Source organism: Flavobacterium lacustre, from assembly GCF_027474525.2.
Taxonomy (GTDB): domain Bacteria; phylum Bacteroidota; class Bacteroidia; order Flavobacteriales; family Flavobacteriaceae; genus Flavobacterium; species Flavobacterium lacustre.
On record NZ_CP114882.2, the window covers coordinates 3,043,137 to 3,066,355 of the forward strand.

23 protein-coding genes and 2 pseudogenes are annotated in these 23,219 nt (G+C 33.9%); 20 read left to right on the forward strand and 5 right to left on the reverse strand.

Going from position 1 to position 23,219, the window contains the following annotated elements; genetic code table 11:
• Positions 1–21 precede the first annotated feature (21 nt).
• The 17 genes and pseudogenes from O6P34_RS13190 (at position 22) to O6P34_RS13270 (ending at position 17,152) form a co-directional block, all read left to right on the forward strand.
• Positions 22–498 (forward strand): 5-fold beta-flower protein, encoded by a 477-nt coding sequence (locus O6P34_RS13190; RefSeq protein ID WP_269684977.1) that lies wholly within the window; start codon positions 22–24, stop codon positions 496–498.
• A 109-nt stretch (positions 499–607) separates the two neighbouring features.
• On the forward strand, positions 608–1,852 hold the full coding sequence (locus tag O6P34_RS13195; RefSeq protein WP_269684978.1) for a hypothetical protein: 1,245 nt from the start codon (positions 608–610) through the stop codon (positions 1,850–1,852).
• A gap of 71 nt (positions 1,853–1,923) precedes the next feature.
• On the forward strand, positions 1,924–2,778 hold the full coding sequence (locus O6P34_RS13200; RefSeq protein WP_269684979.1) for an RteC domain-containing protein: 855 nt from the start codon (positions 1,924–1,926) through the stop codon (positions 2,776–2,778).
• A gap of 304 nt (positions 2,779–3,082) precedes the next feature.
• A complete protein-coding gene (locus O6P34_RS13205) occupies positions 3,083–3,376 on the forward strand; it encodes a helix-turn-helix domain-containing protein (RefSeq protein WP_269684980.1) in 294 nt (97 codons plus the stop codon).
• An 8-nt stretch (positions 3,377–3,384) separates the two neighbouring features.
• The gene (locus tag O6P34_RS13210; RefSeq protein ID WP_269684981.1) at positions 3,385–4,272 is read left to right on the forward strand and encodes a transcriptional regulator; all 888 of its coding nucleotides are present in this window, start codon (positions 3,385–3,387) and stop codon (positions 4,270–4,272) included.
• The gene (locus tag O6P34_RS13215) at positions 4,205–4,867 is read left to right on the forward strand and encodes an AAA family ATPase (protein ID WP_269684982.1); all 663 of its coding nucleotides are present in this window, start codon (positions 4,205–4,207) and stop codon (positions 4,865–4,867) included. The genes O6P34_RS13210 and O6P34_RS13215 overlap by 68 nt, the downstream gene beginning before the upstream one ends.
• Positions 4,868–4,877: 10 nt before the next feature.
• Entirely contained in the window at positions 4,878–5,507 is a 630-nt protein-coding gene (locus O6P34_RS13220) for a hypothetical protein (protein ID WP_269684983.1), read from the forward strand.
• A gap of 164 nt (positions 5,508–5,671) precedes the next feature.
• The gene (locus O6P34_RS13225) at positions 5,672–6,382 is read left to right on the forward strand and encodes a DUF3800 domain-containing protein (protein ID WP_269684984.1); all 711 of its coding nucleotides are present in this window, start codon (positions 5,672–5,674) and stop codon (positions 6,380–6,382) included.
• Entirely contained in the window at positions 6,382–6,867 is a 486-nt protein-coding gene (locus O6P34_RS13230) for a hypothetical protein (protein ID WP_269684985.1), read from the forward strand. Before O6P34_RS13225 ends, O6P34_RS13230 begins: the two co-directional genes overlap by 1 nt.
• 361 nt (positions 6,868–7,228) lie before the next feature.
• Positions 7,229–7,585 carry a DUF6660 family protein gene (locus tag O6P34_RS13235; protein ID WP_269684986.1) on the forward strand — a complete coding sequence of 119 codons (357 nt, stop codon included), beginning with the start codon at positions 7,229–7,231 and terminating at the stop codon, positions 7,583–7,585.
• Positions 7,586–7,733: 148 nt separating this feature from the next.
• Entirely contained in the window at positions 7,734–12,056 is a 4,323-nt protein-coding gene (locus tag O6P34_RS13240; protein WP_269684987.1) for a CusA/CzcA family heavy metal efflux RND transporter, read from the forward strand.
• Between the two features lie 10 nt (positions 12,057–12,066).
• Complete coding sequence (locus O6P34_RS13245; protein ID WP_269684988.1) at positions 12,067–13,296, forward strand: efflux RND transporter periplasmic adaptor subunit; 1,230 nt, start codon at positions 12,067–12,069, stop codon at positions 13,294–13,296.
• Positions 13,297–13,418: 122 nt separating this feature from the next.
• On the forward strand, positions 13,419–13,886 hold the full coding sequence (locus O6P34_RS13250; RefSeq protein ID WP_269684989.1) for an MgtC/SapB family protein: 468 nt from the start codon (positions 13,419–13,421) through the stop codon (positions 13,884–13,886).
• 156 nt (positions 13,887–14,042) lie between these two features.
• Positions 14,043–14,417 (forward strand): SpoIIAA family protein, encoded by a 375-nt coding sequence (locus tag O6P34_RS13255; protein ID WP_269684990.1) that lies wholly within the window; start codon positions 14,043–14,045, stop codon positions 14,415–14,417.
• Positions 14,418–14,508: 91 nt separating this feature from the next.
• Positions 14,509–14,847 (forward strand): annotated as a pseudogene (locus O6P34_RS13260) (MerC domain-containing protein); the annotation flags it as partial.
• Between the two features lie 69 nt (positions 14,848–14,916).
• Positions 14,917–15,117, forward strand: a pseudogene (locus O6P34_RS13265) (GDCCVxC domain-containing (seleno)protein); the annotation flags it as partial.
• Between the two features lie 16 nt (positions 15,118–15,133).
• A complete protein-coding gene (locus tag O6P34_RS13270; RefSeq protein WP_269684991.1) occupies positions 15,134–17,152 on the forward strand; it encodes a heavy metal translocating P-type ATPase in 2,019 nt (672 codons plus the stop codon).
• Between the two features lie 200 nt (positions 17,153–17,352).
• On the opposite strand, the gene O6P34_RS13275 is transcribed toward O6P34_RS13270, so the two are convergent.
• Positions 17,353–17,679 (reverse strand): hypothetical protein, encoded by a 327-nt coding sequence (locus tag O6P34_RS13275; RefSeq protein ID WP_269684992.1) that lies wholly within the window; start codon positions 17,677–17,679, stop codon positions 17,353–17,355.
• 972 nt (positions 17,680–18,651) lie between these two features.
• On the opposite strand from O6P34_RS13275, the gene O6P34_RS13280 reads away from it, so the two are divergent.
• Together O6P34_RS13280 and O6P34_RS13285 are read left to right on the forward strand one after the other, a co-directional pair.
• The gene (locus O6P34_RS13280) at positions 18,652–19,074 is read left to right on the forward strand and encodes a DUF6943 family protein (protein ID WP_269684993.1); all 423 of its coding nucleotides are present in this window, start codon (positions 18,652–18,654) and stop codon (positions 19,072–19,074) included.
• A gap of 27 nt (positions 19,075–19,101) precedes the next feature.
• Positions 19,102–19,281, forward strand: a complete 180-nt coding sequence (locus O6P34_RS13285; RefSeq protein WP_269684994.1) for a hypothetical protein — start codon at positions 19,102–19,104, stop codon at positions 19,279–19,281.
• A 70-nt stretch (positions 19,282–19,351) separates the two neighbouring features.
• On the opposite strand, the gene O6P34_RS13290 is transcribed toward O6P34_RS13285, so the two are convergent.
• The 4 genes from O6P34_RS13290 to O6P34_RS13305 are packed head-to-tail and all read right to left on the reverse strand — an operon-like array spanning position 19,352 to position 20,941.
• Positions 19,352–19,528 carry a hypothetical protein gene (locus tag O6P34_RS13290; RefSeq protein WP_269684995.1) on the reverse strand — a complete coding sequence of 59 codons (177 nt, stop codon included), beginning with the start codon at positions 19,526–19,528 and terminating at the stop codon, positions 19,352–19,354.
• Positions 19,518–19,751 (reverse strand): hypothetical protein, encoded by a 234-nt coding sequence (locus tag O6P34_RS13295; protein WP_269684996.1) that lies wholly within the window; start codon positions 19,749–19,751, stop codon positions 19,518–19,520. Before O6P34_RS13295 ends, O6P34_RS13290 begins: the two co-directional genes overlap by 11 nt.
• Positions 19,752–19,788: 37 nt before the next feature.
• Positions 19,789–20,184: a DUF5675 family protein gene (locus O6P34_RS13300; RefSeq protein ID WP_269684997.1), complete on the reverse strand. Its 396-nt coding sequence runs from the start codon at positions 20,182–20,184 to the stop codon at positions 19,789–19,791.
• A 1-nt stretch (position 20,185) separates the two neighbouring features.
• Positions 20,186–20,941 carry a hypothetical protein gene (locus O6P34_RS13305; RefSeq protein WP_269684998.1) on the reverse strand — a complete coding sequence of 252 codons (756 nt, stop codon included), beginning with the start codon at positions 20,939–20,941 and terminating at the stop codon, positions 20,186–20,188.
• 1,033 nt (positions 20,942–21,974) lie between these two features.
• On the opposite strand from O6P34_RS13305, the gene O6P34_RS13310 reads away from it, so the two are divergent.
• On the forward strand, positions 21,975–23,219 hold the full coding sequence (locus tag O6P34_RS13310) for a site-specific integrase (RefSeq protein WP_269684999.1): 1,245 nt from the start codon (positions 21,975–21,977) through the stop codon (positions 23,217–23,219).

Sequence of the window (23,219 nt, forward strand, 5' to 3'; positions counted from 1 at the left end):
AATAATTAAATACAATTTATTATGAAAATTCAAAAATTAATTTCGACAAAAACAATTTCATTATTAACAATGTTTTTAATGATTATCTCGTTAAGTGCCAATGCACAAACTAAATCGGATTCCAACCCTACTGAAAAAATTTACATCAATAAAAAGGGTGAAATTCACGATCACGGTTGGAACAAATTAGGATTTATTACCAAAGACAATATCGTGAAAGACAACCAAGGCAAGACCATCTATTTTATTGATGCAAACGGTAATGTTATTGATTCTAATGGAAAAAAGATGGGTATGGCTAAGAAAAATGGTTCTTACTACAACATAAAAGGTGAAAACGTGGTTAATATTGGAAAAACACAAGAAGAAAAATGCGAAATACTGGATGCAAAAGGTCATAATGTAGGTAGCGTACATAAAAATTACAAACTCCACGCGTGTGCCGCTCATTGCTTATTGTTGGAGAAAAAGATGAATGATGAAAAATCAAAAAATTAATTTTCTTAATAAATGGTTCGTCCTAAAACGAACCATTTATTTTATACTATAAAATGACTTTCTGTTAATTGTAAAAACGAATAAGTAATAAGATATAGCTGTATTAAAAATGAACAACCTTACTCAAATAATCCAACAATACAAAACCGATACTGAAAGTGTTTATACTACTTGGTTTGTCGATAATGACCAACGATTAAAAGCATTTCGGACTATTCGCCGTGGTGTTTTGCAAGTGATAGACGACATCAAAAACAAAATATTTCCTAACGATTTTAAAGGCAGTAGTTTAGAATTTGTATTGAGTTGTATAGCAGAACAAAAACAAGTCTTTGTTGGCGTAGCACATCCTTTTTATTGGAAACCAAAATTAAGAATTCCGGATATTTACGAAAACCAAAACAATAAAATTGCTTTCGGTCAATTTCTCGAAAACTGCATTAATGCCAAAACAGAGGAACAAGTAGTAAAAGAAATTGTAAAACTGGACGAACTCAAAATAAAAGGTCTTGGCCCTGCCGTGGCCAGTATTCTATATTTTTTGCATCCAACTTGGTTTCCACCATTCAATACAGCCATTCTCAACGGATTTAATTTTCTGTTTAAAGACAAAAAGAAGTTGGGCAGTTGGACGGAATACCTTAAAATTAGAGAGACACTAATCGAAACCAACTGCAAACACAAAAGTGAATTATCAAATGATTTAGGAGCAATAGCAGGATTGTGTTTTGAAATTGGAACACAAAAAATGCTTATTGGCAACGATGAATATTTAAGCGAAGAAGAACGCAATAAGTTTGAAAAGAATATACTAAAACGACAAAAAGAAATTCAGGAAGAAAAACTAGAAGAAAATCTTCACAACGAAATGCAATACCACTTACTTAAAATTGGAGTTTCACTGGGGTACGATGTTACACCAGCCAGTAATGATAAAAGTAAAGCGTTTAATGGTCAAAGTTTTTCGTTTATATCAATTGGTAAATTTCCAGAATTACCAACGGACAAAGACACTCAAAACACGATTAAACTCATTGATGTGCTTTGGTTTCAAAAAGGAACAAACAAAATTATCGGTGCATTTGAAGTAGAAAAAAGCACCAGTATTTATTCAGGCATTTTACGCCTTTCTGATTTATATTTTAGTATTTCTAACGGCGAAGAGGTATTTTACATCATCATTCCAGACAGTCGCGAAAAAGATGTAATTCAACAATTAAATAGACCGGTCATAAAAAATTCAAAAATGAATATCAAATACATTCTGTTTTCAGAATTGAGAAGTCAATGTGATGCGATTTGCAAATTTGGCTCAGATTATTCAATAATGGAAAAAATCGCAAAATCAATCTAAAAATGAAACTAAAATTAGCCCTTTCAATAACTTTATAGGCTAATCTTTTTCAATTAATTTACATACAAAAATTGAACGCCAAAATCAACCAACTTCTCTCCAACCTCAACGAACAACTGAATTTTATTGATTTAGAAATTACTGACCCCATAAAACACGCTGAAAAAGCAATAGAAATGATTGTCAAATCATTAGGGAATTTGAAAGTAATAATTATAAAAACCAATTTTAGAACCCAAACCGAAGAAATACTTTTTTTCAAAGAAGTTAAGCCCCAATTTTTTTCAAAATTAATATTTCATACAAAAGTGCTAAAAATTGAAACCAAACGACCAAAAGGAACAGACAGATCTCAAAGAAAATATTTACTAAACGAATTAGATAAATTAAATCATTATTTCGATAATAATTTGGAGTTTTATCAATATTACAGAACAGGAGCAATTTTCCTTGATGAAAAATATTTTTTAAGAGGAAAATATGATATTAGGTTATCATTAGATACTTTTTTCTTCACTTCAGACCAAGAATTTAATACAAGTCACGATTTTAAAGTATCAAAAATATTAGCCAACGATTTACTTGAAATATATCTAAAAGAACAGCTGACAATATTAGACAGAAAAGAAACAATGACAACTAAAACACAAGCACTACCAAAAGTAAAACTCACTTGGACAGATAGTAAATCTGCATTAATTGAAACGATATATGCCCTTTATTATCAAGGTAGCTTCAATAATGGTACTGCTGATATAAAAGACATAGCAAATTATTTTGAAGCAGTTTTCAATATCGATTTAGGTGATGTTTACAGAAGTTGGTATTCCATCAGAGGCAGAAAAACAGAAGAAACAACATATTTAGATGGTTTAACAAGAATACTAAAGAAGAAAATTGATCAAGAAAATAATAAGTCAAAATAGTAGTACCAAGTTCATACCAAGTTGGCATAACTACATAATAAATTAAATATGTAATATATTGAAAATCAATATTTAAAACTAAATAGTGTTTTAAATATTTAGAAATTAAAAAAGATATTTGATTTAAAACAGTTCAATTCTTTTCCGAGCTGGTATTTTTAATAAAACCAAACACAATATTTAATCTGTTTTAACCATAAAAAACAGTAATTGACAAAAATTCGTTACCAAGTTGATACCAACTTGGCAAACAAAATAAATCAATTAATTCAATTTTGTACCATAACAATTTAAAACATCAGTTATGGCAATCGAAGTTATCACTCGCGAAGATTTAAACGAATTCCGTACACTTCTTCTTTCCGATTTAAACACAATGTTTAATTCAAAACCGCAACAGCAAAAACAATGGCTCAAATCCAACGAAGTCAGAAAGCTGTTAAACATTTCTTCCGGCACTTTACAAAATCTACGTGTAAACGGTACACTAACCTATACCAAAATTGGAGGAATTCTGTATTACTCCAGTAATGATTTAGAGAAAGTTATAGAAACTAACAAAGTCGAAGCAACACCTAACCTATTCAATCGTAAATAACCTCAAAGATGAATTATATAAAACATCTAACAGGATTTTTCGAGAAAGTGGCTATTGACAAAACACTCAATCCAACACACGTAAGTTTGTATATGTCGTTGTTTCAGTTCTGGAATTGCAATCGATTCAAAAATCCAATCAGTATTTCTCGTGATGAGGTAATGCGAATAAGCAAAATCAGTTCTAAAGCAACTTATCATAAGTGCCTTAAAAACCTACATTCTCTAGGTTACATCAATTACGAACCATCTTATAATCCATTCAAAGGAAGCCACGTTTATTTATTCAATTTTTCAGATGATTTAAAACCAATACCAAAAAGCGAAAAAGCAACAATGCCAAAAAATGAACCAGTTTTTGAACTGGTTGATGAACAAGTAGTGAACAAGCTTTATACTGGTAGTGGTACAAGTAATGAAACAGGTACTGAACAAGCTCTAGTATCTTATATAAACAATACAAACATACCAAACATTTCAAACGATTTAAAGATTGTAAACTTGGACGAGCAAGCAAAAAATTTTGAAATTGTCGATGAGTTTTTAAAAAGCGCGGCTTCCGAAGAAAAAGAAAAAAGTTCCGGCAAAAAAGAAAAAGATGAAATTGAAAATTCCGATTTGTCATCCCGAGCGCAGTCGAGGGAACTCAATCCAACAATTGAAAATGTCAAAGTTTATTTTCTCGAACAGAACTTTCCGGAACTCGAAGCCATTAAATTTTTCAATTATTTTTCCAGCAACGGTTGGTTAGTCGGTGGCAAAACTCCGATGGTCGATTGGCAAGCAGCAGCACAAAATTGGATATTAAACGCACCTAAATTCATTTCAAATGAACAATCCAACAGAGCAAAACACCTCAACACAGGAACAGACAAAGATTATTCAGAGCCATTATAGCTACACGGAAATAATTGCTTGGCTGGAGAAAAAAGGCATTGAATTATACGGCAATCATTTCAAAATACTTGAAAGTGATTACCCCATAATTTACAAACTCATCGCCTATTTTCTTAAAGACGAAACAACTTGTTTTCAGTACGGCATCAACGGCAACAAAGGAATTTTACTTTCTGGCCCAATCGGCTGTGGCAAAACATCCCTAATGAATTTAATGAAACACTTGGCGACAACAGAGCATAAATTTTTCGTAAAACCGTGTCGAGACATAAGCTTTGAATTTATCCAGGATGGTTACCAAATCATTCACAAATATAGCAAAGGCAAACTATACGAATCAGAACCCAAAACAATATGCTTTGACGATTTAGGAACAGAAAACAACCTGAAATATTACGGAAACGAATGTAACGTAATGGCAGAAATTCTATTAAGTCGCTATGATATTTTTACAAGTAAAAAAATCCAAACGCATATAACTACAAACCTTTCGGCTACTGAAATTGAGAATGTTTATGGGAATCGGGTTAGAAGTAGAATGCGAGAAATGTTCAATCTGATTGCCTACGACAAAACCATAAAAGATAAAAGATAAACGATAAACGATGAACCACATAACCAACTTCTGGAACCATTTCAAACAAAACAATTTTGTTTTCTTGCTCTTAAACGAAATTCCAAAAGAAGAACTAATAAAGCACTTCACAGAATTAAACAACCTCTTACGCCTATTCAACAAAGATTTAGATCTCATAATCAAAAACGGTAAAGATAAATCCGAATTAATCATCACCGCCAACGGCAATCCTTACCTTTTCAAAGAAGTAGAACTACTAGTACATTATGCTCCAGTCGTAGAACGTTGGAAAATAACTGCATTTCTTCAACCTGAAACAAACCTAACAAAATACCAACAAGGAAAAGATAAACCACTTGAATATTACGGGATTAGCCTACGAATTAGTGATATGTATTTCGCATCGATAGAAAACCTAGAAAAACAAACCGATTTAGGGATTAGAATATACCTCAAAAACTACATAATTCACAAAGAAAACCCAAGACTTCGAGAAGCAGTTTACACCCACATAGAACACCTTATTGGCGAAAAATCATTTGCAAATGATGTTGCTTTTATTGAGATTGATCAATTAACTAGTAAAATAAATGATATTGAATTGCTAGACTTGTATAATTTAGCGGATTATGTGATTTTTTTCAAAAATCAGAAATAATTTATCGCTTAAAAAATATTAATGATAGGCATTTTAGATTTGAAAAATAAGTAAATTGAAAATAGTATTTCCCTTAACAATTTATTCTGTAAATTTCCGCTTTTTAAAATTCAATCGCTTTTGAGCATCTAATTGGTCGAATTTGCTATTAATTTCCACAATTTATGAATAATAAATATGATTTTTATATCGACGAAAGTTGTCATTTAGAAAATGATAATATTCCGGTTATGTGCATTGGTTACATAAAAGTACCAATGACCGATTATGTTGAATTACAAAAAAAATTCAATCAAATACTAGCAAAGCACAATCAAAAATCAGAGTTAAAATGGAATAAATTTTCAAATGCAAGAACTGCATTATACAAAGAATTAGTAGATTATTTCTTTCGCTCATCATTACAATTTCGTTGTGTTTTAGTCAAATACAAAGAGCGTCTAAATCATACCGATTTTAACCAAGGCTCGCACGACAATTTCTATTATAAAATGACCTATTATTTATTACGCCCAAATAATAGTAATGGCGATGAATACAGGGTTTTTATAGACATTCAAAATACGCGTGGTAGAGAAAAACTAAAAAAAATAAATGAAGTTTTTGACAATGAATACAAAGGCAAAAGCCCATTCAAACAATTCCAACATTTACATTCTCACGATAATAATTTCTTTCAATTAGCCGATTTTTTTATTGGAGCAATTACTTATAAAACAAGAGTAGTAATGAAGAATATCGAGAATCCAACTCCTAACAGAATGGATTTTATTCAATATTTAGAAACTAAATCAGGTTTTAATCTCGAAGAAGGAACAGAGCCGTGGGAAACCAAATTCAATATTTTTGATCACCAACCCAAAATAAAACTATAATGGATTTATTTAATTTGGATGATCACATACCTAATTTAGGAATTGACCCATCAGCTGAACATTTAGAAGAACTATTTCGATTATTCAAAGCCGATTTTATTGACAACGTTTTTTATTTTGATGGTTGCAAAGTAAAAATAGATATAGCAAATTCAAAAGAAGATGGTTTTGAAACCTATCCACACACTTTTGTAAAAATCATTACAAGAGGAGATAAAGGCAAAAGATGTTTTGACAAAAAAAGAGCCAACAAAATTCATTGGATAAAACCAATACTTGAAAATAAAGATACGGATGATGTTACTTGTTTCCAGTTCTTAGAAGCAGATGGTAGAATCAGGGACTATTTTTGGTTCAAAGAAGGAAACTTTCTAGTAGTAATGGAAAAAATCACTCCAGACTATATGATAATTTCTTGTTTTCATATTGATGATGCAAGAAACCAAAAATACTACGAAGACAAATATACAAAGAGGGTAAAATAAAAAAAGCCACAGGCTACGGTGCTGTGGCGTACGTTTTCACGAACCAGGTCCTTTTCCCTAGGGAAATGACTTTGCAAATATACATCGTCTTAAACCAAAAAACAAATTTTCTATCAAAAACGTGTTTTTGGCTAATTTCCAGTTGTATTTTCATAAATATTTATAACAATAAATATACCTAAAAGAAAATCAATTAACCAGTCCATTATTTCATTCAGCTGCACAAAACTTTCATTTAGTCCAAGTATTCCTAAACTCAAGTCTTTGTTTGCTTCATTTCGCTAATTTCTATAAAAATAGAATACTCTTGCAATAATAGTATTTCATCCTAAAGCATTAACCCGCAAATTAATGAAGTATTATGTATTGGCAATTAAATAAAATACGTACTTTTGCAGCTGTGAAAATTCTAAACTTCATATTGTCGATTCTTTTTCTGCTACTTTCCTTTATGCCTTGTGCAGATATGGAGCAGGATGTGTCGTGTAACAAAGTGACAATTAGCAATGAATCCAATCACACTCACAACAAGGATGCCTGTACTCCTTTGTGCATCTGCAACTGTTGCGGCTGTCAAGGTTTCGCTTACAATACTATTTACCCTTATAATTTATTTGCTGTCAAAATCATAATTGACAAAAAAGTGCCGGAATACAAATCAATTCTTACTTCCAATTTCTTCGGAAGTATCTGGCAGCCGCCTCAAATTAATGCTTAATTTTTTTGATTAATGTTTGTTAAATAAATAGCGATTAATGACCTGTGCATTAATCACGCTGTTGTTTTCCATTAATCACTTTACCGTATTTGACAAATTCAAATAACGGGAGTAATAAATTAAGTATTAAAAAGTAATCCTATAAATAGTGTTAGACAAAATCATTCATTTTAGTATAAATAATAAATTCATCATTGGTTTGATGACTTTATTTCTCATCATTTGGGGAGTTTGGAGTGCATCCAAATTACCCATCGATGCCGTACCAGACATAACAAACAATCAAGTACAAATCATTACGCTATGTCCAACCTTGGCTGGGCAGGAAGTAGAACAATTAGTCACTTTTCCAATAGAACAAAGCATAGCAAATCTTCCCGATTTAGAAGAAACCCGTAGCATTTCTCGCTTTGGTTTATCGGTAATCACAGTCGTTTTCGATGATGATGTCAATATTTATTTTGCACGCCAATTAATTAGTGAACGACTAAAAGAAGCTACCGATCAAATCCCTAAAGGCATTGGAACACCAGAATTAGGCCCTGTAAGCACAGGTCTTGGCGAAGTCTATCAATATATTTTACATCCAAAAAAAGGAAGTGAAAATAAGTATTCCGCAATGGATTTGCGTGCTATGCAAGATTGGATAGTAGCAAGACAACTCAACGGAACACCCGGAATTGCCGAAATAAATAGTTTTGGGGGTAAATTAAAACAATATGAAGTTGGCGTAAACCCAAATCGCTTAAAAGCAATGGGAGTAACAATTCCTGATATTTTTAATGCTTTAGAAAAAAACAATCAAAATACAGGTGGTGCTTACATTGATAAAAAACCAAGTGCCTACTTTATTCGTGGAGTTGGTTTAGTAACATCCTTGGAAGATGTAAAAAACATCGTAGTAAAAAGCAATCCCAACAGCGTACCGATTTTCATAAAAGATGTCGCCGATGTAAAGTTTGGAAATGCTGTTCGCTATGGTGCAATGACTTTTAATGGAAAAGTGGATGCTGTTGGTGGCATTGTGATGATGCTAAAAGGGGCAAACAGTAACGAGGTGGTTCAAAGGGTTAAAGAAAAAATGGTTATCATACAAAAATCTTTGCCCGATGATGTAGTAGTAGAGCCATTTATTGACAGAAGTACATTTGTAAAACGTGCTATTTCTACTGTTGAAAAGAACTTGGTTGAAGGAGCTTTAATCGTCATTTTTGTGTTGGTTTTGTTCCTCGGAAACCTTCGTGCAGGACTTATTGTCGCTTCTGCAATACCTCTTTCAATGCTTTTTGCCTTGGCATTAATGAGAATATTTGGAGTGAGCGCAAACCTAATGAGCCTCGGTGCAATAGATTTTGGGTTGATTGTGGATGGTGCCGTAATTATCGTCGAAGCTTCATTGTACTTTCTGGAACACAATAAAAGTAAAAAAAGACTCACCCAACTCGAAATGGATCTGGCGGTTGAAAACAGTGCCAAGAAAATGATGAGCAGTGCTGCCTTTGGACAAATCATCATTATGATTGTGTACTTCCCAATTTTATCATTGGTAGGAATCGAAGGAAAAATGTTTGGCCCAATGGCAAAAACAGTTTCGTTTGCCATTATCGGTGCTATGATACTTTCGTTAACATACATTCCAATGATGAGTGCCTTGTTTTTGCCAAAACACATCAGTCACAAGAAAACATTTTCGGATAAAATGATGGATTTCTTGTACGGCAAATACGAACCTCTTTTAGAAAAAGTAATTGCCATAAAATACAAAGTCGTAGGTCTTACTGTTGCTTTATTGTTGATTACCGTTTTTATTTTTACCAAAATGGGTGGAGAGTTTATCCCCAATTTAGCCGAAGGAGATTATGCCTTTGAATTTAAAATGCCGCTCGAAACTTCATTATCCCAAAGTATCGAAACTTCGATGCAAGGCGCAAGAATTGCCAAACAATTTGAGGAAGTAAAAATGGTGGTTGGAAAAACGGGTGCAGGTGAAGTGCCTACTGACCCAATGCCTCCCGGAGCCACAGATATGATGATTATCCTGAAACCACAAGACGAATGGAAATCAGGCAGAACGTATGATGAATTAGGCGATGCGTTAGAAGAAAAATTAAGCGTGATTCCTGGAGTTTTTGTAGAAAAAAGCCAACCCATTCAAATGCGTTTTAATGAACTAATGACGGGTATTAAACAAGATGTGGCCATAAAAATATTTGGAGAAAACCTGGACAGCCTTTCTGTATATGCCAAAAAAGTAGAAAGTGTAATCGTAAAAGTAAAAGGGGTTTCATCGCCGCAGGTAGAACAAGTGGATGGTTTGCCACAAATTAACATTGAATACGATCGTTTACGAATTGCCAATTATGGACTCAATGTAGAAGATATAAACAGTATTGTGAGTACTGCTTTTGCAGGAAAAGCAGCGGGTGTAGTTTACGAAAACGAACGAAAGTTTGATTTAGTGGTAAGGTTAGACAGTACGTCAAGAAGAAGTATCGACGATGTAAATAATTTATTGATACCAACACCTTCTGGTAATCAAATACCATTATCACAAGTGGCAAAAGTGGCTTTTAAATTGGGTCCCGCACAAATCAGTAGACAGGCTGGTAAACGTAGAATTGTTATTGGTTTCAATATAGAAGATAGAGACGTACAAAGTGTGGTAAAAGAAATTCAGGATAAATTGGCAACAAAAGTAAAATTGCCATCAGGGTATTTTTTTACTTATGGAGGTACATTTGAGAACTTACAAAAAGCATCCAACCGTTTGATGATTGCAGTGCCAATTTCTCTTTTGCTGATTTTTATGCTTTTGTATTTTACGTTCAATTCAATGAAACAAGCTGGTTTAATTTTCACGGCAATTCCAATGAGTGCCATTGGTGGTGTATTTGCTTTACTGCTTCGTGGAATGCCTTTTAGTATTTCGGCAGGGATTGGTTTTATTGCATTGTTTGGAGTAGCGGTATTGAACGGAATTGTATTAATCGGCACATTCAACCAACTCGAAAAAGAAGGTTGGGATGATGTCATAAAACGGGTAATTGAAGGAACAAAAATAAGATTACGACCAGTTTTAATGACGGCTACCGTAGCATCGTTAGGATTTTTACCGATGGCAATGTCACATAGTGCGGGTGCCGAAGTACAAAAACCATTGGCTACCGTAGTAATTGGCGGATTAATCTCGGCAACATTCTTGACCTTGTTCGTATTGCCTTTGCTTTACATTATTTTCAACACAAAACTAAAATTAAAAAGAAAACCAAGAGTGAAATCAATTACAACTATTTTAGTTATTGGATTATTATTTTCATTCAATAATGGTCAAGCACAATCCCGAAAAAGTATCGATGAAGTTTTGAACTTGGGCTTAAAAGACAATTTGCAATACAACATCAATCAATCGCAAATCGCAAAAAACCGGTTCCTGATAAAAGGAAACAAGGAATTTCCCAAAACGGGAATATTTGTAGAAAATGAAGATTTGCGCCCTTCGGATAAAACGGGTATTTGGAAAATAGGTTTACAACAAAGTTTTTATATGCCACAAGTAAACCAAGCCAAGAAAAATTACTATCGGGAGCAAACAAAATACTTCGAATACAACAAGGAAGTAATCAATACAGAGCTGAAAAAAAATATCCGTTCGGTATATTATCAATTGTGGTATTTACAGGACAAGACAGCTTTGTATCAGCGATTAGACAGCATTTATATTGGATTGTTGAAAACTACAATTCTAAAAGTAAAAACGGGAGAAAGTGCCGGTATCGAAAAAATTTCGGCTAATGTAAAACTGAAAGAAATTGAAACTAACATCATCCAACTTCAAAAAGAAATGCTAGTGCAACAACAGGCATTAATGCAATTGCTCAATAGTTCTGAAGTCATTCTACCGCTTTCCGAGCCTTTAGTAAAATTGGAATATGGGTTGCAAAACACAACAGAAAATCACCCTAACCTTCTTTTATTGCAACAAAATGTTGAAATTGCCAATAGTGAAATTGCCATCCAAAAAAGCAATCGCTTACCAGAATTTACAGGTAGGGTTTTTTCGCAGAAATTATATGGCGTTAAAGACCCCTATAGCGGTTTTTCAATAGCGACTTCATTCCCTGTTTTCGGAACTGGAGCCAATAGCAATAAAATAAAAGCGGCCAAAACCGAAAAAGAAACGCAAGAAAAACAATTGCAATACCAAACGCAAATACTGAAATCTTCTTTGACACAACGTCAAACCGAAGTCGAAAAAAGTGTGTCGGGTTTACAATTTTATGAAACTTCGGGTTTGCAACAGGCAGACGAAATCATAAAAGCCGCTAATCAATCCTATCGTGCCGGAGAAATTAGTTACGCCGATTTTTCATTGTATTTGAGCCAAGCCATCGAAATACGAAAAAACTATTTAGACAATCTAAATGCGTACAACCAAGCCATTATTCAATACAATTATTTCACAAATAAATAAATTAAAAAAAATGAAATCTTTAAAAACATATAAGAATCCCCTTTTACTACTTGCCTTTTGTCTCTTGCTTGTTTCTTGCGGTAAAACTGAAACTAAACCTCAAGAAGAACAAAAAGCAACAACAGAAGAAGCATCTTCTACAATTGCTTCGCTCACAGCCGAACAAATTAAAACTGTGGGTATACAATACGGAACCATCGAACAAAAAGAATTAACAGCCACATTGAAAGCCAATGGAGCATTACGGGTGCCTAATAATAACAAAGCCAATGCCACTTCAATGTATGGCGGCGTGGTCAAAAGTATTAACGTTCAGCTAGGCGATTTTGTTAAAAAAGGCCAAGTAATTGCTACAATCGCCAATCCACAATTCATACAATTGCAGGAAGAATATTTGAGTACTTCCAGTAAAATAATCTTTGCCGAACAAGAATTAGCAAGACAAAAAGAACTCAATTCAGGAAATGCAGGAGCATTAAAAAACTATCAAAATGCCGATGCAGAACTAAAATCAATTAGAACTCGCAGAGCCTCTTTACAACAACAAATCCAGCTGATGGGTATCAATCCAAGTAGTTTGAACAACAACAATTTACGTTCTGCATTGTCAGTGACAAGCCCTATAACTGGCACCATAAGCAATGTGTTTTCTAAAATTGGAAGTTATGTGGATGTGTCTTCACCAGTTGCCGAAATCGTGGATAACTCACAATTGCATTTGGATTTGAATATTTTCGAAAAAGATTTACCAATGCTAAAAGTGGGACAAATTATACATTTTAGAATTACCAATAATTCGGGTGAAGATTACAATGCTAAAGTATATTCAATAGGAGCTGCCTTTGAGAATGACAGTAAAAGTATCCCAGTACACGCCACCGTTCAAGGTAATAAAACCGGACTAATAGACGGAATGAATATAACTGCAATAGTAAGTTTAAATAATGTTACTACCGATGCTGTCCCTACTGATGCCATTGTAAGTGCAGATGGCAAAGAATATATTTTTGTGGTAACCGATAAAAGAGTCGAAGAAACAGAAGTAGAAAACGATAAATCCGAAAAAACAAAAACCCAAGTGACTACAACAAATTTTGAAAAAATAGAAGTCGCAATTGGCGTCTCTAATATGGGTTATACAGCTATAACATTGGTAAAAGACATTCCTGCAAATGCAAAAATTGTGACAAAAGGGGCATTCTTTGTAAATGCAAAATTGACAAACAAAGGGGAAGAATAAACAGTAATACTCATTGGATGCAATTATTAAAAACAGTAATTCACTTTTTTTTAAATAATTGCTCCAATGGGTTAATTAATCTAAAATTGTAGAAAACCAAAATCATTTAATATAATAGATTTATGGATATAAATGCCGAATTAATTATTGTTTTTAAACTGATTGTATCCTTTTTATTAGGAGCATTTATTGGTTTAGATAGAGAAAGACACGGTAGTGATGCTGGTATAAGAACCTATGCCGCAGTTTGTATTGGCTCAACCTTATTTACCGCTATTACTGCACATTTAGTTAATAATTCTGCGGATACTTCAAGAGTAATTGCAAATATTGTAACAGGTGTTGGTTTTCTAGGTGCAGGTATTATTTATCGCAATTCTAGTACAGGAACATCACACGGATTAACAACTGCAGCTACGGTTTGGTGTACTTCAGCTGTTGGTGTTGCCGTTGGATTAAATATGTTCATTATAGCTATAATAGGTGCTTGTGCGTTGTATTTTCTACTTTCATTACACCATCAAAAAAGGTATATAAAATGGAAGCAAAATATGATAAACAAGTATGGTGAAGAAGACTGCAACAATTAGTACTTAAAATAGTGAAATTAATTTAAAAGATAATAATTATGACTACATCAAACACAACTTCTACTGAATCAAAAGTTGCATCACCTATGGTAAAATCTAGTATTTATTAACATAAAAAAGAATTAGTCAACTTTGAATTTCAAAATATTTATAATTATGCTACAGCTTTTAGATTTTACAGGGGAAAATATCATAGCTACAAGGGCAAATGATTTATTGGGTATTAAAGATTATGAAAAAATTCATCCGTTTATCCATAATATTATTGGTACTGGTAAAAAAGCTCGATGGTATTTTGAAATGGACGATGATTCTGGTTCAAATGGTTTTTGGGAAGATGGTGTAATCGAAATCAATTATGGAAAAATGAATTTCACACATTCTGCTGATATCGAAAGAATTGCTATTGTAGGTGGTGAAAAATGGGAAAAGAGTATGCGTTCAATTATGAAACCATTTACAAAAGCGAAGTTGATGTATTTTGATTTGCCCGACAGAGAAAAAGCAAAAGAATGGATTCTAAATCAATAAGTAGAGATTGAAACGATTTACAATGATAATAAATAAACATAAATACTATACAAACGATAAATTGATTTGATTACATCAAAATTAAATAATTATGAAACTAAAATCAAATATAGACAAATTTGGAACAATAGGGCTTTTTACAACAGCCCTGTTGTCACCTTGTTGCTTCCCATTATTTGCTTTCGGGGTATCAGCACTTGGACTGGGAAGTATCGAACTATTTGGAGGTTGGACAATGTGGATTTTTCAAGCGATGGTTTTAATTTCAATCGGAGGACTTTACATTTCTTATCGAAAACATCTTTGTTTGTATCCTTTGCTAATTGCTATTCTGAGTGGAATAGTAATATTCTTTGCTTATTATTTTAGCAAAATAGAAAATCCAACTTACTTAATTTATACCGGAATGTTTGGACTTCTTATTGCTACAATCGTAAATTATTACCAAAATAAACTACACAGAAATTGCAAAACCTGTACAACCTTTGAAGGGAAAACAGTTGAATTAAAATCAACTTTAACTTGCCCCAACTGTGGTTACAGAAAAGAAGAAATAATGCCAACCGATGCTTGTCAATTCTTTTACGAATGTGAAAAGTGCAAAACAATACTCAAACCATTAGAGGGAGATTGTTGTGTTTATTGCAGCTACGGTTCGGTAAAATGTCCACCAATACAAAAAGGAGATAATTGTTGCTAATTAATATCAAAACAAAATGAAACACCAACACAAATACGATGAAAGTGGCAAACAGCTTTGCTGCACATTAGAGGAAAAAATAAATCGTAAAACCGACAAACAAACAGGGTGTTGCACAACCCTCAATGAGCCAGAACATTCTGACGATGACGGACACGACCATTCAGGCGGTGACCAAACCACGCTTCAAATGTTTCTACCGGCAATCATAAGTTTTACACTATTACTTGTCGCAATTGGTTTCGACAACTATTTTACACCAACTTGGTTTACAGATTGGGTTAGAACTGCGTGGTATATAATAGCCTATTTACCTGTTGGATTACCTGTGCTTAAAGAAGCATTTGAAAGCATCCGAAAAGGTGAAATATTTTCAGAGTTTTTATTAATGAGTATTGCTACCATTGGAGCTTTTGCAATTAGCGAATATCCAGAAGGTGTTGCTGTAATGCTGTTTTATGCAATTGGCGAAGTATTTCAAACATTAGCAGTTCAAAGAGCAAAATCAAACATTAAGGCACTATTAGACCAAAGGCCAGATACTGCAACTGTATTGGAAGGTAAAAATGCTGTTTCTAAAAAAGCATCCGAAATCACCATTGGAGAAATCATTCAATTAAAACCTGGAGAAAAACTGGCACTGGACGGAAAGTTAATTTCTGACACCGCTTCGTTCAACACTGCTGCCCTAACAGGAGAAAGTAAACCTGATACCAAACAAAAAGACGAAACCGTTCTTGCTGGAATGATAAACCTGAATACAGTTGTTTTGGTCGAAGTAACAACGGCTTATTCAGATAGTAAGCTCTCAAAAATCTTGGAAATGGTGCAGGAAGCAACCGCCAAAAAAGCACCAACCGAATTGTTCATCAGAAAATTTGCCAAAATATACACGCCAGCAGTAGTGTTTGCAGCTATTGCCATTTGTCTCATACCTATTGCTTTTGTCGATAATTATGTTTTCAGCGATTGGTTGTACAGAGCATTAATCTTTTTGGTTATTTCCTGTCCTTGTGCATTAGTAATCTCCATTCCGTTAGGATATTTTGGTGGAATTGGTTCAGCGAGCAAAAACGGAATATTATTTAAGGGTTCTAGTTTTCTCGACATTATGGCATCTATACAAGTGGTTGTTATGGATAAAACAGGGACATTAACCAAAGGTGTTTTCAAAGTGCAAAAAGTGGTAGCCGTTGATGTTCCCGAAGCCGATTTAGTAAAATATACATCGGCACTCGAAACCAAATCAACCCATCCTGTTGGAACTGCTATTATTGAATATGCCAAAGGTGCTGAAAAAAGTGTAACCGTTACCGATGTGGAAGAAATTGCAGGACACGGACTAAAAGGCAAAGTAGATGGAAACGAAATCTTGGCAGGAAATGTAAAACTGATGAAGAAATTCAACATCAATTACGATACCGAAATAGACAATACACCATTTACAATCATCGTTATTGCCATCAATCAAAAATATGCAGGATACTTTCTAATTGCTGATGAAATCAAAGAAGATGCTAAACAGGCTATCGAAAGTCTTCATAAAATAAATGTAAAAACTGTTATGCTTTCCGGCGATAAACAAGCTGTTGTTGATGCTGTGGCCAAAGAGTTAAATATAGATCAGGCTTATGGCGATTTATTGCCTGAAAACAAAGTTGAAAAAGTCGAGGAATTAAAATCTCAAAACTTAAAAATTGCCTTTGTAGGCGATGGTGTAAACGATGCCCCTGTCGTTGCCCTTGCCGATGCAGGAATTGCAATGGGTGGTTTAGGAAGTGATGCCACAATTGAGACTGCTGATATCGTAATACAAAATGACCAGCCTTATAAAATATTTACAGCGATAAACATTGGTAAAAAAACCAAGCAGATTGTGTATCAAAACATTGGTTTAGCATTCGCCGTAAAAGCAATTGTTTTGGTTCTTGGAGCAGGTGGCTTAGCCACAATGTGGGAAGCCGTATTTGCAGATGTTGGTGTGGCAATGTTGGCAATTTTAAATGCGGTTAGAATACAACAAACGAAGTTTTAAAGTTAATTATATATTTTAGAAAAGACGTTTGTTTTAAAAGGCAGATGTCTTTTTTTTTTCTTAATCATTATCTCATTCAGCTGCACAAAACTTTCATTTAGTCCAAGTATTCCTAAACTCAAGTCTTTGTTTGCTTCATTTCACTAATTACATTTATCATAACGAGAACATTCTTTTTCGTTCACTGGTGAAAGAACGTTTTACATTTCAGTTGCCACTCCTTTGCCAACGCTCCAAAAAAAATTACTGTCACGGTTTTTGAGACAAAAACACGTACACTGCGTGACTCGCGCCAGTAATTTTTTTCCCCAAGCTGTGTTACATAATTGAGTATTATAGTTCATTACAAAGCTTTTATATTGTTTTTTTGGTTTTTGCAATGAAGCTATAATATCATTTATGTAAAACAGCCGCCACACCCAACGCGCTTGCCAGTGGCTCCAGGACAACATTTTTAATTGCTTCCTCGCACCGGCCTGCAATAAAAAATGCTGCCCTTCGCCACTGTCATTAACAACGTTCGCCATTTCATAAGAACTTTTACTGAACTACCTAGTTTCAAGGACGTTCACGGTCACTGTTTTTAGCAACTTGATGTTTAAAGCGGTGAGTATTTGCATTGTTTTTGTGCGTGTTGCAAATTGCTTATCAACTCTATTTCTAACATTCACGACATAGGAATAAGCAATTTACAACACCCACAAAATCAAGAGAAGCCAGCAAGAGTGTGGTTTTTTATTTGCCAGAAAACAAGCAGTAATTGCTTCAGCGGAAAAGCCGATGCCATACCGTTCCTAAATATAACTCTGACCAGCCCGAAGCATCTTTTTTCTTTCAAGTCTATGGCACCAGCTTTTCCACTAAAGCAATCAGAAACACCCCAGTAAGCAAATAAAAAACCACACACTTGCTTTGAGCTGCTGCCGACGCACTACGTATTATTTTTTCATTGTTTTTGTAAGTATTGAAAATCACTTGAAAACCTGTACCATAAAATTAAAAACCTCCGTAAAGTGATTTTCAATACCCACAAAATCAAGTCCACGAAAGAGTGTGGATTTTTAAAACAGAAAAATAATTGGAATGGATTTGATATTTCTTTTTTCTGTTTTAAAAATCCACACCCTTTCCGAAGACGCCCTTCTATCTCATTAACGTTTTCAATCTGTCTTAAATAGAAACACCTCGGTCAAAAAGAAAATAAAAAAATAAATAAAAGAAAGTAAAGGTAAGCTCCAGTTTCAAGAAAAGAAAGTTCAAGCCTACGGTTTTCAATAAAATCTCCACCCTACGTTTTCGTTTCGCTACAACATTTGATTAAACTCAAAAACCCACTTCCGAACAACTTTATCGTAAAAAGCCGGGTAGTATTTTCTTGAAAAAACTTGCTTTTCTTGAAACCTCCACTTGTGAGATGACTTTCTTTTTTTTCTTTTTTTTTCTTTTAAAAATTTTAAGTGTGGCGAGTTCAACGAGGCACATCCCTTAAATCCGAAGCTATGACCAATTTTATCATCAAAACCCACCGAAAAGACACTCTTTACAACAAACCCCATTTATTCGTCCTTAACAGGGGTATGAACAGCGGGAAGCCCCAAAAAGAGCAGTTCACAAATAGTTTTGTCATCATTTTTGAGAAAGAAGAAGATTGCGAAAACCTATTTTTTGTGGCGTATAGTTTATGGCAAACAAAATTCTGGCACCAGTTTTTAATTGGTTCAGTAATTCCTTTTTTACGCCTTCTAGACTTCAAAAAAGAATTCAATCCACAGGCCAGTTTGATGATGGTGGAACACGAGCAGCATCTAAAAAATGTGGCAGCACTCAAACTTCTGGAGAAAAAAGAAAAGCAATATAAAGAGGATATGATGCTCATAAATGACATCCGTAAAGCCATTTTGTACCGCTATTGCAGAAAATAATTTTTATTAACCTAAATGATCTATACTATGAAACTGTTCATTCTATACCAAACCGATATTTGGAAAAGTAAAATATCAAGAGTCTTTTTCGGAATATTTGACAGCAGACCAAAAGCCATTGACTGCGCAAAATATAACGGATTATATTGCCCGAATGCAAAAGTAGTTATCGAAGAAGTGACCTTGAATATCTTCGAAGAAATCTAAACCAAAAAAGCCAGGTCTCACGACTTGGCTTTCTTAGTTAGTCCGGAAAAGGTTACCAATCATAACCGAACTATTTATTTTTAGATTTTGTCAACCATTTTAAAAGGAGCGAAACCATAAAACTAGCAGTGGCTCCCACGACCGCTAAGATAATTGTTTTTGCAATATCTTCCGAAAGAATATTGGGCAAAATGCTCAAAAATGTTCCGGATACGGTTCCAGCTCGGAGGGATAAATTAGTCTCCATCTCTCGATTTATTTTGGTTTTCTTCAGCTACTGTCATTTGGCTAACTGCCGAAATAACCCCACCTGCCACTGCCATATAACCGGCAACAGTTACCACCGTTACAGGCAAAACAATAGGTGCTGCCACAATTGTTCCACTGATGGCCAACAAAGCCAAACCAATACTTCTCAAAATCTTGAAAAACTTTGGTGTGGGTGCATTTATTCTTTCAACTAATTTCATTTTTTAATATTTTTTGTCATTCCCGTGAAAACGAGAATTAAGATTTAACAATCAATTCAACACTTTCTTTACTATCCAAAGCTTTATAAACCAAGGCTTTTAATTGGACAAAAGCTTTTCGAGACATAAGACCTAAACCTGGTCCTGAAAGTTTCATTACTGGAGCAATACAACCGTTTAATTCTCGTAAAGCATTATTTGCTGGATGAAATAGAATTAAGCTTCTGTTTTTTACATTAATAATTTCCAAATGCCATTCAAATTTCTTGCTGTATCGCTTTTTTATAAAATATTTCCCTTCCGGAATACAGGAAACCTTCGTTTCGTTTTTCTTCCAAGGCAATTCAATGGTATTGCAAATGAATTTACCCTCGCATTCGAGTTTACCATTTGTTCCATCGGGGAAATAAGTTCTTGACAGCCTTAAAACCATCTTACAATCCGCTCACCTGCACCAATGCCAATGGGTTGTAAGCACCGTTTTTCAAGGCGTACATTTGTCCATTAACTTCTTGGTAAAATTCAACTCCTAAAGCCAAAAATAATGGTTTGGTACTGTTTGGAGTCACGGCATTTACTTGGTTAATGACAACAGTTGCCACACCATCCCAAGGAAGGATTGCAGTTTCAGAATGTGCTTCCACAAAAGTTTCTGCTTCAAAATCAATCTCGGCACCAGCTGAAATGATTTTAAAATGCGTTGTTCCTGTAGGAGCAGCAATCATATTCGCCGGAATAAATGGATCAATATCAACAGTGATATCGCCAGACACACGGTCAATTGCTCCCACAAATGGTGCAAATAAACTGGTGCCCAGTTTTCCCCTGATGTTGAATTCAAAACCGGCAAGCAATTCCGCTTCGCCATCAATCACGTTTCTCAACCCTCTCAAACTGGTTACGTCCGCCTGGATCACTTTGACCATCGCTTGAGTCAATCTACTCACCATTCTGCCATCGGCAGAATTCAAGAGCAAAGCTCTCAAGGAGGTCCTCAAAATCTTGCCGGCTTTCCCGGCTCTTCCAAATTCGGAACCGTTCTCACGTGTTCTTTGGAATGCTGGATCGCTCGCAATTCTACTCGCGTCGATTCCCCCCTTTTCACGAGCCAAATGCCCGTCTTGGGTTTTGTAAAAAGTAATATCTCCAATAGTACCTTTTAATTTAATTATGCCTTTCTGTCTTGCCATAATTTCTAAAATTTAGATTAATAATTGCTCTAAATCATCTTTCTGTTGCAACATCTTCCGATTGATTTCGAAACAAATTTTAGTCAATTAAACAGAATAAAAAAGCAAGGACAGTTCCATATGTCGCAAAGTGACACAAATGGCTTAAATCGACATAAATTGCTATTTAAAAGCATCCTAAACCAATGTAAATTGCAGAAGAAATTTATATTTCAAAAAAAGTTACTTTTGTATAACCTTAAACATTGCTTACCTGCAAGTTTAAGCTAATCAAAGCCTAGTCAAAGGCATAGATAGTGTATGAAAATTGAAAAACAGAGGGTTTGCATCTATCCGAAAGACATACAGCGCATAACAGGCAAGAGTTATCGCCAAAGCACCAGATTAATGCAAAAAGTAAAAACTGACCTCAACAAGCTCGAAAATGAGTTTTTAACTATCGAAGAGTTTTGTTTGTATGCGGGATTAAAATATGAACAAGTAGCTCACTTAATTTTTGGTTAAATTTTGAAAAATATAGCAATCAATATTTTATCCAAACGGAACAGAAATGGTATTAAGCAACTAGTTCAATTTTTAGTATTCTTTTATTCAAATCGCCTTGTTTTATTAGATTTTATTCGTACTTTTACTACTCACAATTTAATGTAATTAATTACGATTAAAAAGGGGGTAAATTCGGTTACCCAAAAATAATTTAACTTATATCACTCTGGTTAACAACAATATAGAATGAGCAATTAAATCCCTCTTTCTCCGCTGAAAGCCCCTCAAAGAGGGGCTTTTTACATTTCAATTCTTTTCTTTTTTTACAAAATCCTATATTTTACGGCACCTAAGAGTTAGTTTGAATTAAGTTATTCAAAAATGAGTAATATCATTTTATACTTTAAATCTCATTCGACAGGTACCCTATTTGGTACCCTATGATGATGTCAAATAAATTAGGGTACCAAAAGTTGGCAATTGCCAACTATAGCTTGAGCTTGGGAACTTTCAAAAGTAGTTTTGTATAAAAAAAAAACAAAAACTTATGAAAAAATTGAAAGTGAGCTTCTATCTTAAAGGAGACAAAAAAAACCAAAATGGTGAAACTGCTATTTATGGAAAAATTTATTTGGGAAATGTTTATTCTACATTTTCAACTTCAAAACACATCCTACAGGAACGATGGGAAAAAACAAACAGCCTAAGAAAACCAGTTAGAATGGATAACGAAATCAATTTAAAAAACTACTTAAAATCACTAAGTGATTCAATAGAAGAAAAATATATTGATTTACTTAAAACTTACAATGGAAATGAAGATATAACTCCTTTGTTTTTAAAGAACTTTTGTTTCAATGAAAGAACTGAAAAGAAGATAACACTTTTAGAAATAGTTAAAAATCATAACGAATACTTTAAAAAACAAGTTAAAAAGGGTGACCGTGCAGATGGCTCCCTAGAAAAATATGAGCGTATGGGTGACGTTATTACTGATTACTTAAATTCCAAATTGAAAGTGAAAGATATAGAATTTGATAAGATAACTAGAAAATTTGTTTTTGGTTTTGATGAATTTTTGCGATTTGAACGAAGACATGGAAGTAAAACTGGGTTAGCCAACAACACAACAGTTAAATACATCCGAAATATATCATCAATGGTAAGTCATGCAAAAAAAATGGGACTAGTCGCAGAAAATCCATTTTCGATTTATGATAAAAAATTGAACGAAGTTGAAACAACATTTTTAACTTTAGAAGAGCTAAACAGTATTGAAAATAAAGTTTTTTCAAACAGAAGATTAGATGTAACTCGTGATTTATTTTTATTTAGTTGTTATACAAGCTATGCCCCTGTTGACGTTATGAATTTACGAAAAGGTAATTATACCTTAGATGAGGATTGCGATAAATGGTTAAAAACGAAGCGTCAAAAAACAAATGTGAGAACCAATGTACTTGTTATACCTCCACTTAAAAGGATTATTGAAAAATACAAAGATGACCCAGAATGTATTGAAGATAATAGATTAGTACCAAATAGAAGTAATAGTAACATGAATGCCTATCTAAAAGAGATTGCTGATTTATGTAATATTGATAAAAATTTAACATGGTACGTTGGTCGCCATACATTTGCAACTACTGTAGCATTGGCAAATGATATACCTATGGAGATTATTAGTCAAATCATGGGGCATAAACGAATAACTCAAACACAACATTATGCTAAGTTGATGGACACCTCTGTTAAAAAGCACATGAAGGGTTTATACAGTAATTTTGAATAA